Origin of the sequence: Oligoflexus sp., from assembly GCF_035638955.1 — a bacterium.
In the GTDB taxonomy this organism is placed as follows: domain Bacteria; phylum Bdellovibrionota_B; class Oligoflexia; order Oligoflexales; family Oligoflexaceae; genus Oligoflexus.
Genome location: NZ_DASQYZ010000309.1, coordinates 97,710 through 120,944, shown reverse-complemented (window position 1 = coordinate 120,944; position 23,235 = coordinate 97,710). Strand labels below are relative to the sequence as shown.

Here is a 23,235-nt window from a genome sequence, read left to right as displayed (position 1 = left end):
GTTGTGCTCCTCCAGGAGTCTTGTCGGCCAGTAAGGATGGGGCATTGAATCAAGCCGTGGAACAAGTGCTCTGGTATCTTGGAAAAAAGCGGGAAAATGGCCCGAAATCCTGCGGTCCTGGCCTGTGTATTCCATGTCTTTGTGACTACAAATATTTTTCCTTCACCCCTGAACCTTGCCTCGACCCATCCCGTCTAAGGAGGTGTTGTTGAGATTTCTTGTGAGGACATCGTATGCGCTCTCTGATTATGACCATGCTTCTGTTGATGGGATCCTGGAACTCTCAAGTAGCCCTGGCCCAGCCTCCGGACGGCAATCCCGAGAAACAAATTCAGCAGGTCTTAAAAACGGTTCAACTCAATCAGGAACAAAAGAGAAGGGTGCGGCAGATCCGTGAGAGCAGTCGCAACCGGCTGCAGAGCCTCCGCGATGAGTTGGATAAACGCCGTGAGGAACTGAATCAACAGCTGGATCACAACGGTGATGACGAAACCGTTCGCCAGGCCTTTCAAAAATTGCAGACGACCAAAATGGCCTTGGAAAAGGCTCGTTTTGAACGCATGCTGGCCATCCGTGGCGTTCTGTCTGAGCAGCAGCGTTCGGCCTTTCAAAACTTAAGGCAGAAATCACGTGCCGCGAACCGGGCACCGGGACCATCCGACACACGCCGCGAGTGAACTTCATGAGTGAATTTGCTGAAGTTTATGCAAATTATGCCGGCCTCGTGCGTCGCGTCCTGAGCGGCCTTGTGCCGGCTTCTGAAGTGGATGACGGCGTGCAGGAGGTCTTTCTGAAAATCCATCGCCATCTCGATGGTTTTCGCGGGGAGGCGTCGCTCAAATCCTGGGTCTATCGCATCAGCTACAATACGGCGCAGGATATTCATCGTGGCCAAACGTGGCAGAGGCTGTGGAAACCAGGCGCGACCGTTCATGATCACAGCGACCTGCGGCCCAACGCTGAAATGCAGCTCGGTGATCATCAGGTGCTGCACCATTGTCTGCAAAAATTAAGTTTTAAGGAACGGACTGTTGTGGTTTTATTTTACTGGGAAGATCAGAGTCTAGAGGACATTGCCAGGCATCTGCAGATTCCCGAAGGCACGGTCAAGTCGCGCCTGAGTATTGCTCGAAAAAAACTTCAAACTTTGCTCGAGCGGGAAGGGGAAGTGCTGTGAACGATCCCTTGCGTGAGTATATGCAAAAGCATCGACCGCCTGTGTCATCCGCGCCGGGGGATGAGTGGAGCCGTATTATGGCTCGCACACGGAAGGCGGGTCATTCGCGGCAGCATAGGCTCTGGGTCTATATTTCAGCTGCCACGCTTTCTGCTGCGGGTTTGATGGCTTTTCTGAATTTTTCTCCCCAGCCTCCTGAAGCGGACGCCTGGTTGGAGCCTGAAGAGGTTATATATCGGGAAAGAAATGACATCACCGAGAACGGAGCCTACCAGGACTGGCTCTGGCTGGCCGATGAAGTTGCGGCCGAGACCGGTGAATAAAGGTCCAGGAGGCTGTTCAGAAACTATGGGCAGTCATCTTCCTCGAAAAGGTAAGAGAAAAATCCAGAATAGCTATCTTCCAGACAGTGAGGCAGAAAGAATGGAATCGGATTGACGGCCTGAGATCTGTCATCGAGAAGTTCGAAGTGCAGATGAGGAGCTGTTGATCGCCCGGTGTTGCCGACTGTTGCGATCTTATCCCCCTGCTCGACCCAATCATCCTGCTGAACTGAAATGACTTTGCAGTGAGCATAAAGCGTTCGCATACCTTCATGCTCAAGAATGACGACTCGCCCAAAGCCTCGCTTGATTCCCGTGAACAGGACACGGCCGGATGCTGCGGCTTCTATCCTTGCGCCGCGCCGCGCCGCGATATCGAATCCTTTATGGGATGTTCCCCAACGCGGGCCATATAACGACGAGATGCGGCCTTTCACAGGGGCATGCAGTAGCATACTCCTGTCGACTTCAAACCATCGCTTCAGAGAAACCGTATAGATCGCCTCTGGTGCCCGCCATGGGCGCTTGAAAGCGGGCCGAAGGAAGCGGTCCCTTTCGAGGACAACGATTTCTTTAGACCTGTGCGATTTGTTTCCTAAGATTTTTTTATCAGTGATGGGCAGATAGATGGGGCCCCGAGGACGGGAGCTGGTGGAATGATTAAAACGCTTGAGCTGTTCACTATCGACCCGAAGGCGACGCCCGAGTTGCACCCAGTTTTCTCTTTTTTTGGGAATGATGCGAAAAGCCAACGCGGTCGGCTGAGGACGCGGTTCTGTCTGATCATGGTTATCAGCAGATGGCGTGCAGCTTGAGGCCAAGAGAATCAGGCATGTAAGAAAAGGCACAACAAGCATCAAATTCCCACCCAAACTAGTGGGTCAGCCCCCGGATTTGTACTTATCGGTAAAAGTGGCAGAAATCTTTAGTTTCGTTTTCTACGATGGATTGCAGACGGTTCTGCAAGAACTTGTCGACAAGGTTTGGTCATGATCTAGCTTTTATCCCTTGTTAAGCTCATCCCACTCTAGAAAGCGCTGGGAGTTAGACTCATAAGTATTTCCAAGCAACGATCAGTCGGTCTCGTACGCTTTGGGGTACGGGACTATGATCCAGCAGCAGGTCGTTGGACGACAAAGATCCCTTGGCTTTCCGTGCTGGCTGGAATTTCTATACTTATGCCGGCAATGATCCGGTAAACCATGTGGCTCCGGATGGACGATTTGCTGTACCTGGAGCGATTGTCGGCGCCGTATCGGGTGGCCCCGGAGCCTATCTGATTTCAGGGGGACACACTCGGACCTGATCGGAGCCGCTGTCGGTGGAGCTCTGGGATTTGTGAATCCCTTCGCGACTATGGTGTCCGCTGAGCTGGGCATCGCAGCTTCGATTGCTGTCAGAAATTTAGCAGCCAATTCGGCCCTTGGAGCGGCGTCGAGTGCATTGGGGCAATGGTTGGGAAATTTGGCCAGTGGGCAGCCGATAACCCAAAACTTCAGTTACGGAGCGGTGGTAGGTGCAGCGGCTGGTGGATCCCCTGGTCAAGCAGGCACGGGAATCTGAACCATCTCTAGTTTGATCCAGGTCAAGGCTCGCCAATCCTAGTACTTAGGGCGCGAGCCTTCTTTCCTGCCACTGCAATAAACTCAAAAATCATTGTTCCCGTAGCCGACAATTTCACTGTAAAAACAGCAGAAGCGACACTTGCCTAAGCATTTGAACCTCCGTGCGCTTTTAACTTCGGGCGCAGGTTTTTTTACCTTAACATCCATTACCAAAACGAAAAGCTTACCCGTAAAGCCCACGACCCGCACCCCCGCCCAATTCTTGCTTAATGACATCTGTTCAGCTATGGTCTCTCGCGCTGAGGAATTAGAATGCGTAGAGGTTCGCTTGCACAAATACACAAGAATACTACAGAGTTTTTTGAACTGCGTGTCATTGACTTTGACCGTTAGTTGTTCCAACCTTCAAAATAATTACAACAGGGCCGAACTTGCCTGCGGCCAATCCATGGAAAATGATTACTCTTTCCTCCAGATAGACGAGGCCCTGGAGATTGATGCGTTTCTCATCAAGCATGAGCATATCCAACCCGTGCGGATGACCAGCAAAGGCTGCATTGTCATTTCCCCCGAGGAAAAGGCCTTTAAACTGATCGCGCGGGACACAGCGACCAAACGAAAAGGCCTTGCCCTGGACCTCCAGTTCCTGGCTCCCGGCTTGACTCGCCATGCCCTAAGCACTGACAGCGGCCTGAACCGCCTCACAGCGGAATCGCGTTGCCCGTCCTCTGACGTTCAGATCGCCCATGAGTTCCTGCCGCTACTCAAACGTCTTGAGACTCAGGAAGTCTCATTTCCTATGACCCAAATCATCGTCTACAATCACGAGCGCAAGGCAGCACTTCAGCGGCACATCGCTCTTGGCAACATCATTCCGCCGATTCCCGTCGATATCCCGGACGGATCCTACACCTTGGAAATGCAGAACTACGACGCCTTCGATACTAAACCCGCACCGGCTGCGCTCTCTCCTCCTGAAACCTGTACGTTGACGGTCGATAGCCAACGTCCCACGCTCAGGCTCAACGATGAGACGCTCACTGCAGTCGAGAGGGCTCCTTACAACCTGAAGATCACTCCTGGTGCCAAACTCACCTTTCAATCCGACGACAGCGGTGCCGCCGATATCCACATCTGCATGCAGCAGCGCCAGGACGAGGACATCCAGACGGACGGTTGCACCGAAGCAGAATTCAAGAACATCGGCCGCGAGTACAACGCCCCGGATCGGGGCGCTTGGGATCTCTATGCCTTTGCCGTCGACAGGGCCGGCAATCGGTCCGCGCCACTGCATACGTCTTTCATCGTCTACCAGGATAGCCTTATCGCCGAGATCCGGGCGGTGAGCAAACTTGTCACGAACTACATTCAAACGAACCAGGAATTCAATGCTTTCAAGAGCTACCAGAAGCTCGTCTCGCTCGCCAAGGGTTTGGTCCTGAAAGCGGAGATTCAGGATATCTACTGGCCCCTCATCGCTCATTACGTCTGGGCTGCTGCCGAGAAGCATCTGATCTGGGAAAGACGCATGCCCGAGGCGTTTCTGCTGACCGAATCTGTCGCAGCGTCTCCCTATAATGACGACTGGGCCGTCGGCAGCAATTCCAATGACCACAAATCATACGCTTCGATCGGTGGACAGCTGATCGTGCTTGACAAGACCTACATTGAGTTCGATTTCATCGACGCGGACAGGATGGTTGGAATCCGGATCACCGACCAATACAATAGTGAAGAGACCACACTGGATTTCTTTGACAAAGGCCGTCTCGTTCATAGCATGCAATTCGAGGGCTATCTCGAAGATACGGTCATCGATCACCATCGCGAGTCCGTTGTCGTGGTCGGATGGCAGCAGATCGTGATCGTCAACTACAATAGCTATGACGCCAAGCCCATCCGTCTCACATTCCCTTCGGCCGGATATATTAATGTGGAGCTGCTCATCACCCCTGATTCGCGTTTTTACTTCGTCTCCCACAACGATGCAATCGCTCGAATTGATCCAGACATGCCTGGCATCTCTGTTTTTTCCGAGCCGGACGGATGTTGGATCGAAAAATTCCGCGTCATCGCGGCGAATGAGATCGTCTACTCGGTGGGCCCGGGGTGGAGTGGAAAAGACGACTGCCAGAAGATGTTTAAGATCAACTGGAAGGATGGGGTGCCATCAAGAGTCAACATCATTCCGGAAAGCGAGAATGACGATGTTAAGAGCTTTGCACTGGCCAAAGTCGAGGGAAAAACCATGCTCCTACATACGAATGGCCACAGTCTTCATGCAACCGACCCCCAGTCCGGATCATCGACCCAAATGCGCCTCTATATGAATATCGAGATTTCGCAATTAATTGAGCATCCAACGCAGGGGGATGTGCTCTACATCGATTCCCCCAACTCCATAACTCAGATCGTAATCCGGGCCGATAACATTCTGGAAAAAACTGTAGGAGCGACCACATATCCTCCATCCGAACCGGAGCATGTAACGATCAATCTGGAGCAAGCGGAACGGAACCTATGGGTGATGGTCCCGACAATTGATCCCTCGCGAATTCTTCTTTTCAGTGCCAACCGCATTCAACTGCAAAATTTTCAGCCTGACAACAACCTCTCTGACCGACCTTTCCAATGCAGCAACGACTGCAGGATCTCTGAGAATGGCAATTATGCATTGGCCAAGGACACTCAATCATCGATCATATGGTCTGATGTCATCCACCGGCAGGAGAAAACTGTCAAGGCCGGCAGCCCAATGACGAGCTGGATTCTCTTCGACAGCGGCGATGTCTTCTTCACCACAAAGGCTAAGCAGGCGTTTCAATGGAGCCATAAGACCGACGAAATCAGGCTCGTGGCCACCTTTGATGGGCCTGGCGATATCTATGCTCGCCACTTTCCAGGGATTGGCTTGATCACTATCTCAACTCCGTTCTATGCCAACAGCATGCTCGGCATGCCAGACAGGGAAAAGGATGTTTCTCCAAAAACGATGATTCTGCATAAGGAGAACGATTCCTGGATAAGCTCTGGTGTCCGGGACGGTCTTCCTTTGGTGGACTCCGCATCGCCTGTCTTTCTTTTCGGCAGAGTGGGCCAGAACGCGATCTCAGTCGAGCTGCTGGATCAGCAGGGCGAAATTGTGAACTCCATGGAACACATGACTTTCGAAAGATACGCTGCCATTAAGAAGCTTCCTAGCGTCGACCTGAGCAGCAGCGATCAGGTTGCGGCGCTCGCCTACACAGAGGACCATATCGCAGTCAGCAGCCAGGAGAGGCTGTTTTACTCAACGTGCCTTGAGACCCTTCTTGCTTTCGATCTCGACACAGGCGAGCCACGCCCAGTCAAATCCCTACCAGACGGCTATAGGGCGGGCAGATTTGACGGTCGTGCCTGGATTGAACTCATCGGCCCGGGGGAACGGGATAACGCCAAGCGAATGAACGTCGAAACAGGTGAAATCGTCGAGACCTATCACGACCTTCCTGCGACGCCCCTCATGATCAATGGCGCCACCTATGTAATAAGAGGCCTTCGCGATCCCTGGGGCGAGACTTTTGACACGTCCGGCTACCGCCTCTTCGCTACCACAGACCCCTTCGTGGTCGGCTACCTCTCCCGGAATGAATTCATTGAATTCAAGGGCACGATGTCCATTGCTCGTGCCGACACTGACTGGATCGAGCGGCAACTCCAAAAGAGCCCAATGTACCATATGCCAATCGACCTCTAACGGATTCCGGGGTGGGCGGTATTGAAAAATTGAGGCATTAACCGCTGCCTGAAGTTGAGTTTCACCGCCAGGATAAACCCTCGGAGATGGCACCATAAATGCTGGTGAAATTCTGCAATCATCCTCCCTCGTGGCAGGCGCAAACTAAAGGTCTCCCTCGGGGTTGACGTTTTTTGGAGGAAAGTTGAAAAAGACCAGGATGGGTGCCGGGAGCTGGGCTCGACTCTTGCGTGTTGTTTTCTCAGTGGACATATCAAGGTGCCCGCCCTGTGGTCGATCCTGCTAAGATCCGCCGTTATCTGAAGCACGTGGGCATGCCTGGGGCGCCTCTAGGTGAGATCGATGGAAGGACACTCAGCTCAGCGTCTTTGGAACAGTGATTTATCGGAAAGCGCGGGAAAATAAGTCCCAAAGATGGTCTGGGAGTAACCGAGATTGGAAGAAAATTTCGGTGGTTCGTTTACATTGGTTGAAAGACGATGAGTCTTCCGCTAAACAGACTAACTTCCGACCAGTCAGCCGACTATTGAGCGACAACAATCCGGGTAGTCGAAGAAGTTTAGCACCAACCTCAAAAGGCAGCATAACGCAGAAAGAAGAAGCGAAACGCGCAACGAGACGCTAGAAAGAAAGGCCGGCGATAAAGGCCCGGAGCAGATTTGGTGAAATACATGATTTGAAGCCATTGCAAGAGCGGTCACTCCAGGACAATGAACCACCTATGGGTTGATAACCAATTGCTTCATAAGCGGAATGACCGCGTTACGCAAAGAGCGAGTGAATGCGCTTCAGTTAGAAGCCGAAAATAACAATCGGTATGGCTCCAAAGAGAATACGGAGCCATACCATTTGAAACGGTGTGAATCACCCAGACGTAAATCTAGAGAATACGTTCCTGCCTTCTAGGTGCGGATGCATCTGAGAATGTCCGACGAAAAATTAAAGGATTGCTGGCACGATTGAATCTTTGCCGAAGGATCCCGCGGTTCCTTGGCAATCACGTTCCAGCATTCCTGTCGATCGCTATTCATAGAAAAGGCTGCCTGACAGGCGTTGATGGCTCGTGACGGCTCATAACGAGCATCCTGGACAGTGGTGATACATTTCTGCAGCTCCGAGGCAAAAGCTGTCGCCTGCTTGCAGCTTCGCACCACTGTCGCGCTATTGTACGACCGACCTGTGGCGCTGATGATGCACTTCATTCGATCTGAGCTGAATGAGAATGCCTGGCCACAAGCCTCGACCACATCCGAGGGTGCGTATCGGATCTTCCGGCTGTGCTGAATGCATTCGAGTTTTTCACTGTCAAAGCTAAAAACCTGACCGCAGGCTCTCACCACATCCTCGCCCTTGGATTCCTGATGAGGCCGGTGTGAACTTTGACGTCGGCCGCGCTCATAACCAGCATCATAACGGTTGCGCATGACCCGATAATAATCGGATGGACAGAGTTCAGGAAAGTGCGGATTGGCTGCCAGACCATTGGCTCCATCGCGGAACCCCTGTTCGTGCAGATCCTGCTGCAGGCATACCTCGCGTTTTTTGTCACTCCAGCCGCGGTCATAGCCACGCATGTAGCCGCTTGATTGCCTATCATCGCAGAAGTCGGGAACGCCGTGACGTCGCTGATTGCTTTGCGTCGCATCCGTCTGACCATCATTCAAGCCATTTTCATAGGTGCAAAGGCGTTGTACCACACCATCGCGCTCGCGATAGAACACGGCGTGGTACTCCTCAAGGAGATCCGGGAAATGCTGAGCACAGGATCCATAGGTCTGTGGATCATGGCTGGGTTGCGTTGCGGTTTTTGCTAGATTGCGGATAGTTTCGAGATGTTGCGTGGGTTGGCAATAAGCTCGCAGGCCTTGCATAAAAGCTTTTTGATAGGCTTGCTTCAGCTTGCTGCGCTGCGGCTGGGGACAGCTGATATAAGTCGCGTCGATATCCAGGGTGGCCTGATTTTTACGGCCGGCCTGATCCCCGCGGTTTTTGGCGGTATCAGCCGAACAGTGTTCTTCAAGACCACGCTGATAGGCTGACATAAATGACTTTTCGAGCCCGGTGCGATCCTTGACACAAAGCTGATAACGCAGGGGTAAACCCGTTAAACTCTGACCCTGGAGTCCGGCATCGCGACCATCGTCGGTCGCATTCTGCGCGCTGCAGAGCAACTGGAAGCCGGTGTCATAACCTTTTTTATAGTTCGTGCGGAAAGTTTCGGAAGTTTCACCTTCGCAGACCTGCCCCTGACTCGGATCAGCCTGTTTGCCGGCTAGAGCCTGCTGGCGGCCTAGGTCAAAGGCGCCTTCCTGGGTGCAAATTGCTGGAGTGACGCAGCCTTGCGATGCCAATAGCAGGGTTAATAACAGTAATTTCTTCAAAGTCGTGCTCCTCAACCACACAAGCCTCTACGCTGATTCCCTTAGGAGCGACAAATGTTTACACGACTTATTGCGTTTATGTCGATGCAAAAAAAAAGGCCCCCAATAAAGGGGGCCAGGTTCAAAACTTATTGAGGACTAGCTGATTGATCAGTTTCGCCGCGGAATTCAACGCGGTAACTCGATCCGAAAATCTCGTAGTACACGGCCACGCCGGTGAGTACCTTGGTGTCGCCGCTTGCTGTCGAGCCGAAGCCCTTCCAGGTATAAGCCGTTTCTTCTTCGCCATGGCCACCAGCTTTCGACAGGTCGTGGGTAACGACACCAGCGGTCGTGGTACCATCTTTGAACAGGTTAAAAGCGTTGCCTGTGGTGCTGTTGTCGTTGCCCCGGTTTTCGAATTCCATCATAAAGGCGCCGACAGTTTCTTTGAACTGGGTAAGGTCAGACAAGGCAACCCAGCCGTCAGCGGTCTTGGCATAAATTTTCACCTGAGCGTCGGTGATGTTGCCATCAGCATCCTTAACGAGCTTGACGGAAGGGATGAAAACTTTGGGTGTGCCGTCAGCGCCGAACGGAGCGCTGGAAGCGAAGTCAAAGGCACCCTTGGTGACGCCGTCAACTTTAAATTTCCAGAGGCCTTCAGTAATGGCACCGGTGATGGATCCACCAGCGCCCCAGTTCATCATCAGATCCGTCTGGGTCAGGTAGTCTGAATCATCGTTGCGGCTGGCAGCATAGAATCCGGTATCGCTTCCACCGCAGTTGTAACGGCTCGACTCAGATTGGATAGCGGAGCGATTGCTGTTGTTGAAGGGACGAGTTGGAGTGATCTTGCCATACACGCCGGCATCGAGCTCGCCTGATGCTGGGTAGAGTTCGACGAGTTTAGCGCTGGTGCCGCAGACATTATTGAACGTCAAATCAGGCAAACTGACACCTAGATAAAAGCCGGAACCATTATACTTCGCTGCGATCGTTTCTGGAGCTGTGAAATCATCAAGATTGCTGAGGTTGGGCAGATACCACATATAGAAGGGAGTTGGCTCGAACGTGTCACCATTGATGTAGACGTTCTTGATGGCTTTGGTGGTGTCGTTCAGTTTTGCCATGCCCGACAGCACATCGCTGCTCAGATCGAAAACTTCGGAGGCATCGAGGTCAGTGTACACTTCTGATGAGCTGCCCAGGGTGATAGCGCCAAGGCTCAGGTCACCTTTGACTTTATTCGTTGGAATAGCCGAGATCGAGTTGCCTGCGGTGCCGATGGAAATGAATTTCATGGTTTCGGCATCAGCGATCGCGTCGCCGGTTTCTTCAACTGTGACAAGGGCCCAGGAAACTCCCTTGGTCTTGACTTCGGCTTCCATTTCGTCCAGGTACTCGGTGATCATCGCATCAGTAACGGAGTCATCGACATTCTCGCCGATGATATCGGTGATCTTGCTGCGATCGTAGGTGCCATCCGCATTCTTCGCTTTTTTCAAGGCATCCAGAAGGGGCGGAACTTTGGGGAGCTTGGCTTCGAAGCTGCCGTCTTCAGCCACTTCAATTTCCATCATATCGTTCTTGCCTGGCAGCTTGCCGCCAACCAATGGGAACGCATACAACTTCACCGCGGCTGACGCGAGGCGCAAGCCGGTTGAGATTTGCAATTGACCTACCAGAGCCGCAACGCCTTCTTCCGCGAATCCACTCGAAACGGCCGCAGTTGTCGGGTCCATCGTGGTGGTTGCGCTTTCATCAGAACTCTTGCTCTTGCCGCAAGATGCCAGCGAGCCCAACAGGGGTAAGCAGATAGCTAAGGATTTTATTAAGGTGGATGTCTTCATACTAGGACCTCTTGATTGACAGAATCTTTTTCCAAGGCAGGCTTCTGTGTCGCCTTGGGAATTCCATCGGAGTCCGGCTCGTACACTTTAATAGCTTGAGCTCCCACGCTTACGCGCGCTGGTTCAGCACTATAAAAGTCAGAATTTTCGTGCAAATGAGAAGTGTGATTCGTGGGTAAGAATGCGTTTGGCCCAGGAGCCAACAGGTGGAAGTTTAAGGCGTCTGCAAAGAAAGCACATAAAAAAGGCCCGTGTCCCTCGAAAGGGGACCAGGCCAGATTTATATTAGTAAGAAACGAAGTTCTTACTGTGTGCGATAGAGCGCAAACGGAGTCAAGGCTTCGGGGCCAACAGGAGCCAATCCTGAGAATGGTTTAACATTCATAACTCCAGTCAACGATCTGGTGGAACTCACCACTGCGCCTGTTATAGGATCCTGGTCCGTTTCCACGCCCAGGGTGCCCTGCAACAATACGAACTGAGTAGCTTTGGTCAACGTTTTCGCGTCAACAGTGACTACAGTCCGACTTAGGCTGTTGGTGCCTGGTTTACAGATACCCACTACATAAAGCTCTTCGATGCCCTGCTTCACAGTTCCACTTGCGGAATAAAGCGTTTCCGAGCTCCCGCAAGGCTGGATTGGAGTTGGCAACTTGCCTGCTGGTGCAGCCATCATACTTTCGATTCTTAGGGTCAGATCCGACGAATCTGCTTCGAATTTCATCGGCAGTTTTTCTTTACTCTGATCGATCGGTAGCGGCAGAGTACCATCTGCTTGAACCGTCAGACTGAAACTAAGCGCCAAACTGCTGAGTAGCGCCAGCTTCCTCAGGTGATTCATGTACTTCATAATGAGGTCTCCGTTCGATATCTTGGTCGATCTTGTGTTGCGACTGGTCTCGTCCAGCCAGTTTATAACCTTGTCTGCCCGAAAGCAAACAGAGAGGTTGATTCTCATAGGGTTCAATCAAAGCACGGATCCGGCGTGCAAGGTCAAAAATACGCGGATCATGGGTTCTGGGCTTATACTCTTCTTCCGGCCATAGTCGTGCCGCAATGTCAGCCTTGCTTACAAAGCTGCCGCGACTAAATAGCAGCTCCAGAAAGTCATAAATAAGCGGCTTATCATGCAGCGCGACCCATTTCCCCTGAACACAGATGCGGCGCAAGTCAGGATCCATCTGCAGCGAACAACTCAAGGAGTAGTCGAGGTCCTTGAATTTCTCGTTCACCAAATAGGTGAGGTACGTGCATTCCTCGGGATCCAGATAGCAATCCAACAAATCCAGACTGACTTCAAGCGCATCATACTTGGCGAGATCCTTGTACATGCAGGCCATGCCGTAGAGACTCTTGATAATGAAGTAGTTCCACTGCCGCGAAGTCGATTCTTTGATGACGGCCTGGAAAAACTTTTTGGCCAGAGGTATATCCTGCTGGAAGATATAAGCGACGTTGGCTCTCAGCAAATAAAGGCTCAGCCGCTGATCCACACTCACCAGATCTTCCAGCTCTTCCATTTCGCGGACGAGTCGACCGATATCCTGGGTTTTCTTCAGTGAATAATAAACGTTCGCGAGGCCGAGCAGAGCTTTGAAGTAATCCTTCACCGTCTCGCTTCGATCGGCCAAAAGACGGAACAGCCTTTCAGCCATTTCGTATTCCTGGTCCACATAAGCGAGGCGCGCTGTGGTGTAAAGATAAGAGTCGGACTGTTTTTGATGATATTGCGTTAGCTCACGAAGCAGGGCACGCGATTCAGCCACCTTGTGCGTTTCCCAGAGAGCCTGGGATTTATAGAGCTGCAGCGTGAAGAAGTCGTCAACCGAAGGGTTGTTCTGACAGTGCAGATCCACAGATTGGTTGACGCGCTTGAATTGGCACTGATAGTAGAGATCCTTGATTTCTGCGATGCTAGCATTCCAGTCCATGGCTACGTCATCCTCAAGTGCTCGTGGTGGCTACTGAAGGAGACAAGCACGGAACATGCCAGTTGACGAAAGCCTTGGCGTTCACAGCAATTGCCTGTTTCATGCGGGTTAGGAGCTGGCAGAACACCTCCTGGCAATAGTGACAGGTTTAATTTTGATACCAAGCAGCTCAGTTTTGCTGGTATGGGCCAAGTCATTTAGGTATCATTAACGGAAGACCATACCGAGGAACACATGACGACCAAAGGGAAATCGGACAAAGACAAGCGTGGCGTCCTCGTCTGTATTTCTGGCAAGAGTCAAAATGAGCTGGTAAAACTCCGGCGGGATAATACTATTTTCGGCCGTGAAAAAGCCGATATTATTGTCTCGGACGCCGAGGTGTCGGCGACGCACTGCCAGATCCAGTGCATTGATGATTCCTACCATATCTTTGATATGAACAGCAGCAACGGGACTTTCGTCAACAGTCAGCGCATTGTCAAAGCCAAGCTCAAGGAAGGCGATGTCATCGAAATCGGCAAGACCGTCTTTCGTTTTGCGCTGGAAGACGAAAAGAACGTCCGTCATATCCCGACGCTCTTTAGTTCCACGAAAAAGCAGGACCGCAGCAACAGCCTTGTCGATACCCTGATCGAGAAGGAACTCAAGCAAGCCCACAAGGTCCATTTGGAAATTATTGTGCAGTATGGCAATAGCAGCCGCGAAACCATTCATTTGCATCAGAAAGTGGCCTATATCGGCCGTGCCTCGAGTTTTGGGCATTTCGATCAGGATTCGGAAATTTCCCGCAAGCATCTGATGATTAAACTCAACGACACCGGCGAAGTCTTCGTTGAAGACCAGGGCTCCACCAACGGTGCCTTCCTGAATGGTCAGCGCATGACCGGCATGCATCGTGTGCAGCCCACCGATGAAGTGCGGGTCGGCCGCTGCATCTTACGTATTATTGCCAAGAACTAGGAACGAGGTAGGGCGACATCATTTTCGGCCATGCGGAGCCGAATTTCAATCGTGGTGCCGTGATGCATATTGCTCGTCTGCTGTTCCACTGACTCGATATGGATACTGCCGCCAAACATTTCCAAAAATGTTTTGACCAGGGGCATGCCGAAGCCGGTTCCTATCTCATTATTGGTGCCCCGGCGTGAAGTATTGGCCTTGGGATCAAACAGCAGATGCAGAATATCCCGCGGCATGCCAATGCCCGTATCGCGTATGGTCACCACCGCATAATTATCGACCCGCTCGGCATCCAAAGTCACGGAGCCGCCTTCCGCCGTAAACTTGATGGCATTCGACACAAGGTTATTGAAGATTTCATGGGTCAGCGAGGTGCTATCCGCCAGCACGAGGATGTCGTTGTTTTCCTCAATAAAGCGCCAGGACAGCTTCACGCCCTTTTCAATGGCCTTGGTTTGAAAGAAGAAGTCGATGTCCTCAAAGACCTTGCGCAGGGAGCAGGGACGCATTTCAAAGGCCAGTTTCCCGGACCGGAAGGCTTCGTAGCGCCGAACCTGATTGATAATGCCCTCGATGGAATCAGCCGCCCGTTTGATCCGTTCCCACTGCTTCAGTTCATCAGGCTTCAATTGACTCCGGCGCGACGCCAGGAAGAAGACCGTCTTGATAATCGAGATGGGGTTGCTGATGTCGTGGCACACCATACGGAGAAGGTGCTGCAGGTTATCCCGTTCCCGCGCTTTCATCTCCGCTTCAATCTTGCTCTGCTGAATTTCCTTGATACGGAGGGCCAGGGCAATCGACATCAGCACCATTTCCAGCATATTGCCGATCAAAGGCGAGATGGCGACCCAGGTTGTTTTGTTGATGACCCCGACATTACCCAGCACCCAGATCGCAACACTGCTGGCCAGGGATCCCCAGCCGATTAAAAAAACGATGGCGGTGCGGTCGCCACTGCGAATCGCGGTCACAGCCCCCAGGAAAACAAAGAAGAGCGAGCAGACATCAAAAAGGCTCACGAAACGCGAGAAGGGAAAGCCCCAAGGGGTCATCAGCACCAGGGCAAAGCCAATGGCCGCGCAGACGACGAGCAGGATCAGTTTATCCAGACGCGGGGCAATTCGAGCGAGGTTCAGAAAACTTCGTGTATAGAGCATGGCGGCGATGGCCGGCAGGCAGATTACAAAATGAGCATCCCGTGTCGAAGCCAAGGGCCAGGGCAGGCCCCACATTTCCGCGTAGCCGCCCTGTATGATCGCATTGATCAGCATGGCTGCGGAAAAGAACACATACATCAGGTAGTCTTTATACCGAATAAAGATAAAGAGGCAGAGGTTGTAGACGAGCAGCGCGAAGAGGCAGCCGTAGTAGGAATAGAAGAGCGAGTTTTCCAAGATGGTCTGATCGAGGTGATGCTGATCATCCATCACCACGAAATTGATGGCCAGCTGCAGATCACTGCGAATGCGGAAGTAGAAGGTCAGGTCCTGCTCCTGCGGCATTTCAAATCGGCCGAAGGGCATGCGGGTATAGGGATCGCGAGGCACGATTAGAGTGCCTATATTGCGGTTTTCAAGCAGGGTATCTCCCTGAAACACAAAAACGTCGAACATATAAAAATCCGGTCGCAACGATCCGAGGATCCAGCTGAGTCGCGGACTTTCGTTGCGAATATTGACCTTGAACCAGATCGTGCTGCGCGTGAAGCCAAAGCCGCTCTTATGAAGATCCTGGGCCGCAATGAACGATCCGGCCCGATCGATATTACGAATGTCCTCAATGGAAAAACGACTTTCCTTATCCTCGAACGCGCTGACATAAGGCGCCAGATCATAGCGACCCTGGTCCTCGGAAAGGACAAGCGTGCTGGCTGACAGGGGTTGTATCCACCCCAGTAGCAGACCAAAGAGGATCCCCATTTGGAAGACGAAACGCATAAACTAATCCCATTGATTCTCAGAAGTTCTCGGTTTTTGCATGAAAATGTTGAGGCCGTCAAGGTCGAGACTTGAAGCATCCCTCATGCTGGTTTCGGCTTTGTCGGTGAAATGTCTTCTTTTCACCTGCATTCTAGGGCACGTACCAAGCCCCATAACAGGTGATTTTATGTACCTGTAGTTCTTGCCGGGCAAGGGTTCTGCCGAATCGCGAAAAAATTGTTTATAATAAATTGCACAGTAAAAAATGAATGGATATTTGATAAAGGACGGCTATGAGCAGCGCGCCTGTTTCCCTCGCATTTACCGAAGACATGCATGGATTCTGTAACTTTGATGGTAGCGCCCAGGATTTCGGTCGAGACGATCTCCAGTGCTACGAGAAAGCCTTCCAGCAGGGCCAGTCCCAGGGACGGGCTGTCAAATTCCGTTTGACGATTCAGATTCCGGATATCGATCGCTTTGTCAAAGATCCTTCCCTGCGCGCGGAAGCGATCGGCAAAGTCGAAGCGGATGCGGCTGGTGGTGATCTGCAAGTCGAGAAAGGCACGTTCAATCTGTTCGTGCAGCCGGCCAAGGATCAGGCCAGCACCATTGCCCGTGAGATGCATTACACGCTCTATCTCCGCAATAAAAAGGGCGAACCCTGGACCTTTTATGGTTATAAGACGGTTCGGGATGGAGCCATGACGGAAGCCTGGAATCAAACGACGACACTCTATACAAGGATGTGGCAGGGCCATTCCGAGAAAGCGCCTGACAAGGTCGCGGCTCAGGGCATCCTGCATCTGACGGCCGAGGATTTCGCGCGTCAGCTGACCACGTTCCGCAGTTCGGGTATGACTCTTCTGGAGCGCGCCCGTGCCCTGACGCTGTTTGGTGGTGAATTTCTAGGCAACCTCTGGCAAGCCTATGCACCGGGATTCATGCAATCCGAGCCTGAGCTTTGGTCGCGGGTGGCCATTCCTGTGCACACGGACCGCGGTGTCACGGAAGCGACGATTACCCATCATAGTTTCGATACCCGTGATGGTTTGACCCTGGATTTGCAGCGTTTTGTCCGCAAAGAAGGGCAGGATGTGGTGGTGCTCCTCCACGGTCTGACCACGTCCACGGACATGTTTATCATGCCGGAGCACCAGAACCTTGTGGAGCATCTGCTCGACAATGGCTTCGGTGATGTGTGGTCCCTGGATTGGCGGGGCAGTGGCCGCTTCAATTACAATCTGGAGCCGCATCGTTTTACGCTTGATGATGTAGCGGCCTATGATCTGCCGCCTGCCTTCGAAAAAATTCGCGCCGCTGTGGGTCCCAAGGCTCGCCTGCATATCATCGCGCACTGTGTGGGCGGGATCAGTACCATGCTGAGCATGGCCCTGCATTCCTATCCAGGGCTGGAATCGGTGACCATCAACAGCGTGGGCCTGACGCCAAGGGTCAGCACCTGGTCGGGTCTCAAGCTGAAAGTGGCGCCTTTTCTGGTCGAAAAAGTTCTGCGCTATCCTTATGTCAGTCCACGGATCCCTCAGTTCCCTGGGTTCGCCTTGGGCAAATGGCTGGTACCGGTTCTGGGCCTCTTTCACCGCGAATGTCGTGACCCGGCCTGTCACTTCATTAGCTTCATGTGGGGCTCAGGCCATCCCGCTGCGTATCAGCATTCCAATATGAGTGTGCTGACGCACAGCCGCCTTGCTGATCTGTTTGGCGGAACTTCGATGAATTTCTACCGTCACATTTCCAAAATGGTGAGTGCCGGCTTTGCCTGTCCCATGAAGCCAGGCACACGCGGCGACCTTACGCTCCCGCCGTCTTACCTGGATGCCTTTTGCCAGAAAAAACAGCCGCGTCTGCTCCTTATCAGTGGCCGGGAGAATCATATTTTCCCAGGAGCCAATCGCGCCCTTTACGAAGAGTTGAAGCAAAGACGGGCTGATATGGCGGTCAAATACTGGGAAATCCCTGGCTATGGTCATCAGGATATCTTTATGGGCCAGCACGCCGCTCGTGATGTTTTCCCTGGGATTCTTGCATTTTTGAAGGGCAAGGAGGTGGCCGTATGAAATTTGATGCCGAAGCGTTAGTGATCGGTTCCGGTTTTGGCGGGGGCGTGCTGGCCTGTCGTCTGGCCAAAAAATGGCCCCAGGACGTCATGGTGATCGAACGTGGTAAACGCTATGGTTTTGGCGCCTTTCCGCGGTCGCCGCATGATATGGCGATCAACTTTTACGTGCAAAAAGAGGACGGGCATCGTCGTCCCAGATTCGTGCCGAAGGATTCCACAACCGGTCTCTTTGATATTCGCAGCTATGATCACATCGATGTGGTGCAGGCGGCGGGACTCGGCGGTGGCTCGTTGATTTATGCCAGCGTTTTTCTGGAACCACCCGAGGAAATCTTCGATGAAAGGTGGCCCGCTAACGTTAAGAAAAAAGATTTGACGCCTTACTACGCCGTTGCCAAAAAAGTACTCAATGCGCGGACGATTCCGGTCGACAATGACCCACGTCGGAGCATGACCCGCACGCAGTATTTCGCCAAGGCCGCCACAGCCATGGGCCGCAAGTCAGAACTTGTGCCGCTGATGGTATATTTCGGCAAAGATCCCGCGAAGCCACTGGCGCCTGGTTTGCAGGAAACCAACCGTTATGGGGCCCTGCAGAGTTCGTGCAACTACTGCGCGGAATGCGATGTGGGTTGCAACGTGCAAGCCAAGAACTCGACGGATATGAACTACCTTCACGTGGCCGAAAAGAAATACGGCGCGCGCATCATGACCGAACATGAAGCGCAAAGCATCGTGCCCCTGAATGCCTCGGGGCACGTCGATCCTCAGGAAAATGGGCAGTACGGGTATGAAGTTTTGGTGCGTGATCTGACCAACGGTAACCTGCGGCCCTTCCGCGTGCGGCGGGTCATCACCTCGGCCGGAACCCTCGGGACTAATGAACTTCTGCTGAAGTGCCGGAATAAAATGAAAACGCTGCCGAAGATCAGCTCCAGACTTGGTCACAATTTTTCCGGCAACGGGGATTTTCTGTCCTTTATCGTCGATGCGGATCGGCCGGCCAATCCCAATTATGGTCCGGTTATCACGCAAAAAATTGACTTCAACCTCTACGAGAATTTTGACAAGGAACGCGCCTTCATCATGGAAGACGCCTCCTATCCCAACATTCTCGCCTGGTTCATTGAAGGTCAAAAGCCGACCATTTTCAAACTGAAGGCCATCTGGCAAGGTGTAAGAGAAGCGGTCTACTCGCTGGTGCGGTATCCGACCCTGGGTCGCGTCGGCACCATTTTGAGCCGTTTCCTTGGCAATGATCTGTCCTACAAGGCCAGCGTTCATCTTTGTATGGGGCTTGATAAGAGCGACGGCACGATGAAACTGGATGAGCAGGGGAAGCTGGCCATTCATTGGCCCACCAAAAACAGTCGCAAGCTGTATCAAGCCATTGATGAGTCCATGCATCAGTTTAAAAAGGTGACCAACGGTCGGATCATGTTCCACATGCCGACCTGGAACTGGCCTCTGCGCCGCAACGTGACCGTACATCCGCTGGGCGGCTGCAGACTTGGGCCCACCGCGGATCAGGGTGTGACCAGCAGTTTGCCGGAAACATTTGGAGCCGTGCATAATTACCGGAATCTTTACGTGGCGGATGGCAGTCTTTTCCCCACAGCCGTGGGGGCCAACCCCGCAGCGACCATCACGGCGCTCTCAGAACGCGTCGCGCAGGGTATTACCGGTGAAATGCCAACCGATGAACTTTAGATTGAATTAAGATTTACCGGCCACCTGGTCGGTGTGTCCTGGCAAGCTGCGGCGCAGCTCCTGCGTGAGATTGCAGATGTGTGCTTTGCAAAGGTAAGGGCCGGCTCCCGCTGTATCGAGGCTTTCGATGACCTTGACATAGAGCGGGCCGCCCAGTTTTTGTTGAAAGCGTGGGCTGATAATCTTGATCAGGGAGTAAGGACCAATGCGGGTTGTGGTTCGCAGATTGAATTGCAGGTAATCAGCTTTTACGAGTTCCGCCGTCATATGCAAATGGGCGAACGAAAACGAGTGGTCGGCTGGCGGAAATGAGGCCTGCTTATCGTTTGAACCTGGCCTACGCTGCGCAAGCCCTGCCAGATATTCCCGTTCAATCAATTCAGACAAATTCACGGGCACATGCTTGATGGTCCAGGTGCGGCGTGGGGCATCCCGGTTTTTGGACGAGGCGGTTTCCTTGCCACCTATGGTGACAATCGAAGCATGTTCCGGCATATAACGCAGCAGATCATAGAAGCTGCGTTTCGATTCCCCTTGGGTCAGCCGTTCTTCAATGAAGACGAGATCGGGGCTGAAGAACTTTGGTTCATAGATCAAACTCTGTTTTTGCAGAGCGGTATGCACTTCGTATTTGCGCTTATCCAGATACTTCAGCAAAGTCGTGCGCAGGGCCGGCGATTGAATGGCCAGGAAGATTTTGGGCCTTTGCCCAAGGTCGACACGATGCAGGGTATCCAGCGTATCAATGATCTTTTGTGGGTCGGCGTTGAGCACGGCATCCTGATACCAGGTGGCGATGATGGCTTCGGAGAACCGATAGGTAAGGTTGGTTTGCTGCTTTTGCATGACCTGAGCATTTAATGTGTCAAGTCCCAGGGATGACGCAAAGCCGCCTTCCATTTTCAAGGTGTCACCCACGCGCGGGCAGCAGCGTGTTTCCATCCAGACCTGCTGGGCTCCGACCCAAACCAAACGCGCGGGCACGACGATATCAATCGGTTCCGCCACTTCATCAAGATCGCTGTGCTGAGACAGGATCGACTCGACCCCCGAGGTGGCGAACTCAAAACGCTGGAGCCACTCATGATCTTCGAGGTCCGCCGGGATAATATCGCGGAAGCCCTCGTTCATGGCCGCATCCATCAATTCAAAGTCATTGCGTGAATTGGAAACCAGCAGACGGGCCGCATTGATATCAGGAATATTGGCGAAGGCGTGCGCATAGCTGATGGCTTCCGCACTGGTCCATTCATCACCCAGAATCAAAATCTGCGCACGCTTGATGCTGATTTCCTTCATGAGTGTGTCGAAATTTTCGAAGAAATAAACATGATAGCCGATGTCATCCAGAATGCTGGCGCGGCGGTGATGGTGATCATCCACGCTTGGTAGCAGCCAATAGACGCTGGAACGTTTCATCACGGCTCCTGAGGGATAGTCCCAGGGGTATATCGGCACCTGGGCGTTCGGGACTGAGCGGGAAAACTGCCAGCCACGAAACACGGGATGGTCAAGTCAGCGAAAGACCGATCCCGAAGCTAACTTTTTGCAGGACCAACCAAAGGCATTATTGGTCCGTGTCGTGATTCGTCACTTCCTTCAGAAACGGCAGGGTTTTCAGATCCACAGGTTCCTCATGAAATTCCTCGACGAACAGGATATTGTGATAGGGAATATGCATGGAGATTGTGTTGCGAAAGCGTTTGCTGGCCGCATCCTCTTCCGGCAGAATAATCATTTTCGTGGCGTCCTTGAACACGAACTCACTGAGACAAACCAAACCGGGCAGCGTGCTCGGCTCGACGTGTCGAACCAGAGCCTCGATAGGAGCCGACTGGCTTTTTTCCACAAATCGCACGCGATAAATATGCTCTTTTTTCATCCAAGTCCTCATGACGTGTCAAAGGCTTCAAGGCGGCGGTCTAGCCCGGTTTTCTCTTGCCTTGAGCCCTTCGTATGCTAAAACTAACCGGTTCCGTTCGTAAACGCATTTCCAGCACAAAGGTAATTCATGAAGCCCTTGACCCCCCATTGGGCCGACCAGGCTGCCGCACGCGTGGCAGCAGCATGCGGCAACAAAGACTCTTATACCGTGGCCAGTGGTATCACGCCCAGCGGCGTTGTCCATATCGGAAATTTCCGTGAGGTGATCACGGTCGATCTGGTCGCGAGAGCCCTCCGTTCCTTGGGAAAAAAGGTGCGCTTCATCTATAGCTGGGATGATTTTGATACACTCCGGAAGGTTCCCGTGAATCTGCCGAATCAGGCGATGCTGACCGAAAATCTGCGTCGCCCCATCAGCCGGGTTCCCGATCCGCATGGCGAGGATAAAAGTTATGCAGCGCACAACAGCCGCGTATTCGAGCAGGAAATCAAAAAGGTCGGCATCGACCCTGAGTTCCTTTATCAAAGCGATCGCTACGGCGCTGGACTTTATGCCGAGCAAATCAAAGTCGCTTTGGAGAAGCGCGATGTGATCCGCAAGATTTTGGACGCCTATCGCGCCGAACCTTTGGCTGCCGAGTGGCTGCCGACCACGATCTACTGCAGCCAGTGCACGCGCGACCGCATGGATTACGAGCGTTATCCAGGCGGTTATGATTACGCTTATAAATGCAGCAGCTGCGGTCACGAGGAAGTGATCGATATTCGCAAAACCTCGAATCTCAAGCTGAACTGGCGAACCGACTGGCCCATGCGCTGGGCTTATGAAGGCGTGGATTTCGAGCCAGGCGGCAAGGATCATTCAAGCGATGGTGGTTCGTATGACACCGGCAAGCAGATCGTAAAAGAGGTGTGGGGTCGTGAAGCGCCTCAGTATCTGCAGTATGATTTTGTTTCGATCAAAGGCGGTACGGGGAAAATGTCGTCATCGAAAGGCGAACTCATCACTCTGTCGGAAGCGATCGAGGTTTATGAGCCGCAGATGGTGCGCTGGATCTTTGCCAACCAAAGACCCAATACCGATTTTTCCATAGCCTTCGATACCGATGTGATCAAGGTCTATGATGAATTTGATCGCGCCGAACTCTTTGCTTTGCAGCCTATGCCCGAAAATCCTGGTAAATGGCCGGTCACGCGCCGGGCTTATGAGCTTTCCTGCCTGAGTGGCGAAGTTCCGGCCCAGCCTCCTTATCGAGCACCGTTCCGCGAACTGACGGGACGCCTTCAGCTCTGTGACGGCGATATTGAGCGCACATGGGCCGCTTATTATCAGGATAAGGCGATCACGCCTGATGACAAAGCCGCCTTTATCAGCCGGGCTGAGCGGGCCTGGACCTGGGTTCAGGACTATGCTCCGGAAGAATTTCGCTATGCGATTCATAAGGAGCCAGTGGGCATCGAATTATCGGAGAAGCAGAAAGAAGCGGTCCTGGCCTTGCGTGGTCTATTGCAAAAACTCGACCTTGCGGCCATCGAACCTAAGGATTTAAACCAACGCCTCTATGATGATATCATTCATACGACGGGTTGCGATGGGAAGGAATTCTTCAGCGCCGTCTATCAGAAGATTATCGGTCGCGATCAGGGGCCACGGTTGCCAGGTTTCCTTAAGGAACTGGGCAACGATCGGGTTCTCAAACTTCTGGCAGACGTTTAGCCCATCGCTCCATA

At 52.6% G+C, this 23,235-nt stretch carries 17 protein-coding genes; 9 read left to right on the top strand and 8 right to left on the bottom strand.

The window, feature by feature from the left end; all coding sequences use genetic code 11:
• The first annotated feature begins 233 nt into the window (after positions 1 to 233).
• The 3 genes from VE954_RS28520 to VE954_RS28510 are packed head-to-tail and all read left to right on the top strand — an operon-like array spanning position 234 to position 1,500.
• Complete coding sequence (locus VE954_RS28520) at positions 234 to 677, top strand: Spy/CpxP family protein refolding chaperone (RefSeq protein ID WP_324959320.1); 444 nt, start codon at positions 234 to 236, stop codon at positions 675 to 677.
• 5 nt (positions 678 to 682) lie between these two features.
• Complete coding sequence (locus tag VE954_RS28515; RefSeq protein WP_324959317.1) at positions 683 to 1,177, top strand: RNA polymerase sigma factor; 495 nt, start codon at positions 683 to 685, stop codon at positions 1,175 to 1,177.
• Entirely contained in the window at positions 1,174 to 1,500 is a 327-nt protein-coding gene (locus VE954_RS28510) for a hypothetical protein (protein WP_324959315.1), read from the top strand. The genes VE954_RS28515 and VE954_RS28510 overlap by 4 nt, the downstream gene beginning before the upstream one ends.
• A gap of 23 nt (positions 1,501 to 1,523) precedes the next feature.
• Here VE954_RS28510 and VE954_RS28505 read toward each other — a convergent pair whose 3' ends face one another.
• Complete coding sequence (locus tag VE954_RS28505; protein ID WP_324959314.1) at positions 1,524 to 2,357, bottom strand: M23 family metallopeptidase; 834 nt, start codon at positions 2,355 to 2,357, stop codon at positions 1,524 to 1,526.
• A 269-nt stretch (positions 2,358 to 2,626) separates the two neighbouring features.
• Here VE954_RS28505 and VE954_RS28500 point away from each other — a divergent pair, with 269 nt between their 5' ends.
• Together VE954_RS28500 and VE954_RS28495 are read left to right on the top strand one after the other, a co-directional pair.
• Positions 2,627 to 2,806, top strand: a complete 180-nt coding sequence (locus VE954_RS28500; protein WP_324959312.1) for a hypothetical protein — start codon at positions 2,627 to 2,629, stop codon at positions 2,804 to 2,806.
• 707 nt (positions 2,807 to 3,513) lie between these two features.
• Positions 3,514 to 6,801 carry a hypothetical protein gene (locus tag VE954_RS28495; RefSeq protein ID WP_324959310.1) on the top strand — a complete coding sequence of 1,096 codons (3,288 nt, stop codon included), beginning with the start codon at positions 3,514 to 3,516 and terminating at the stop codon, positions 6,799 to 6,801.
• A gap of 902 nt (positions 6,802 to 7,703) precedes the next feature.
• Here the strand turns inward: VE954_RS28495 and VE954_RS28490 are convergent.
• The 4 genes from VE954_RS28490 to VE954_RS28475 form a co-directional block, all read right to left on the bottom strand.
• A complete protein-coding gene (locus tag VE954_RS28490) occupies positions 7,704 to 9,182 on the bottom strand; it encodes a hypothetical protein (RefSeq protein ID WP_324959308.1) in 1,479 nt (492 codons plus the stop codon).
• Positions 9,183 to 9,310: 128 nt separating this feature from the next.
• The gene (locus VE954_RS28485; RefSeq protein ID WP_324959306.1) at positions 9,311 to 11,014 is read right to left on the bottom strand and encodes a hypothetical protein; all 1,704 of its coding nucleotides are present in this window, start codon (positions 11,012 to 11,014) and stop codon (positions 9,311 to 9,313) included.
• A gap of 304 nt (positions 11,015 to 11,318) precedes the next feature.
• Positions 11,319 to 11,864 carry a hypothetical protein gene (locus VE954_RS28480; protein WP_324959304.1) on the bottom strand — a complete coding sequence of 182 codons (546 nt, stop codon included), beginning with the start codon at positions 11,862 to 11,864 and terminating at the stop codon, positions 11,319 to 11,321.
• Entirely contained in the window at positions 11,809 to 12,945 is a 1,137-nt protein-coding gene (locus VE954_RS28475; RefSeq protein WP_324959302.1) for a hypothetical protein, read from the bottom strand. The genes VE954_RS28480 and VE954_RS28475 overlap by 56 nt, the downstream gene beginning before the upstream one ends.
• 234 nt (positions 12,946 to 13,179) lie before the next feature.
• Here VE954_RS28475 and VE954_RS28470 point away from each other — a divergent pair, with 234 nt between their 5' ends.
• Positions 13,180 to 13,908, top strand: a complete 729-nt coding sequence (locus VE954_RS28470; protein ID WP_324959300.1) for an FHA domain-containing protein — start codon at positions 13,180 to 13,182, stop codon at positions 13,906 to 13,908.
• Here the strand turns inward: VE954_RS28470 and VE954_RS28465 are convergent.
• A complete protein-coding gene (locus tag VE954_RS28465; RefSeq protein WP_324959298.1) occupies positions 13,905 to 15,848 on the bottom strand; it encodes a sensor histidine kinase in 1,944 nt (647 codons plus the stop codon). The genes VE954_RS28470 and VE954_RS28465 overlap by 4 nt on opposite strands.
• 275 nt (positions 15,849 to 16,123) lie before the next feature.
• On the opposite strand from VE954_RS28465, the gene VE954_RS28460 reads away from it, so the two are divergent.
• Both VE954_RS28460 and VE954_RS28455 read left to right on the top strand, forming a co-directional pair.
• On the top strand, positions 16,124 to 17,908 hold the full coding sequence (locus tag VE954_RS28460) for an alpha/beta hydrolase (protein WP_324959296.1): 1,785 nt from the start codon (positions 16,124 to 16,126) through the stop codon (positions 17,906 to 17,908).
• Positions 17,905 to 19,620, top strand: coding sequence for a GMC family oxidoreductase N-terminal domain-containing protein (locus VE954_RS28455; RefSeq protein ID WP_324959294.1), 1,716 nt, complete (start codon positions 17,905 to 17,907; stop codon positions 19,618 to 19,620). The genes VE954_RS28460 and VE954_RS28455 overlap by 4 nt, the downstream gene beginning before the upstream one ends.
• Before the next feature lie 6 nt (positions 19,621 to 19,626).
• Here the strand turns inward: VE954_RS28455 and VE954_RS28450 are convergent, their stop codons facing one another.
• Both VE954_RS28450 and VE954_RS28445 read right to left on the bottom strand, forming a co-directional pair.
• Complete coding sequence (locus VE954_RS28450; protein WP_324959292.1) at positions 19,627 to 21,039, bottom strand: hypothetical protein; 1,413 nt, start codon at positions 21,037 to 21,039, stop codon at positions 19,627 to 19,629.
• Between the two features lie 148 nt (positions 21,040 to 21,187).
• On the bottom strand, positions 21,188 to 21,502 hold the full coding sequence (locus VE954_RS28445) for a DUF1820 family protein (protein ID WP_324959290.1): 315 nt from the start codon (positions 21,500 to 21,502) through the stop codon (positions 21,188 to 21,190).
• Positions 21,503 to 21,631: 129 nt separating this feature from the next.
• Here VE954_RS28445 and lysS point away from each other — a divergent pair, with 129 nt between their 5' ends.
• On the top strand, positions 21,632 to 23,221 hold the full coding sequence (lysS, locus tag VE954_RS28440) for a lysine--tRNA ligase (protein ID WP_324959288.1): 1,590 nt from the start codon (positions 21,632 to 21,634) through the stop codon (positions 23,219 to 23,221).
• Positions 23,222 to 23,235 lie beyond the last annotated feature (14 nt).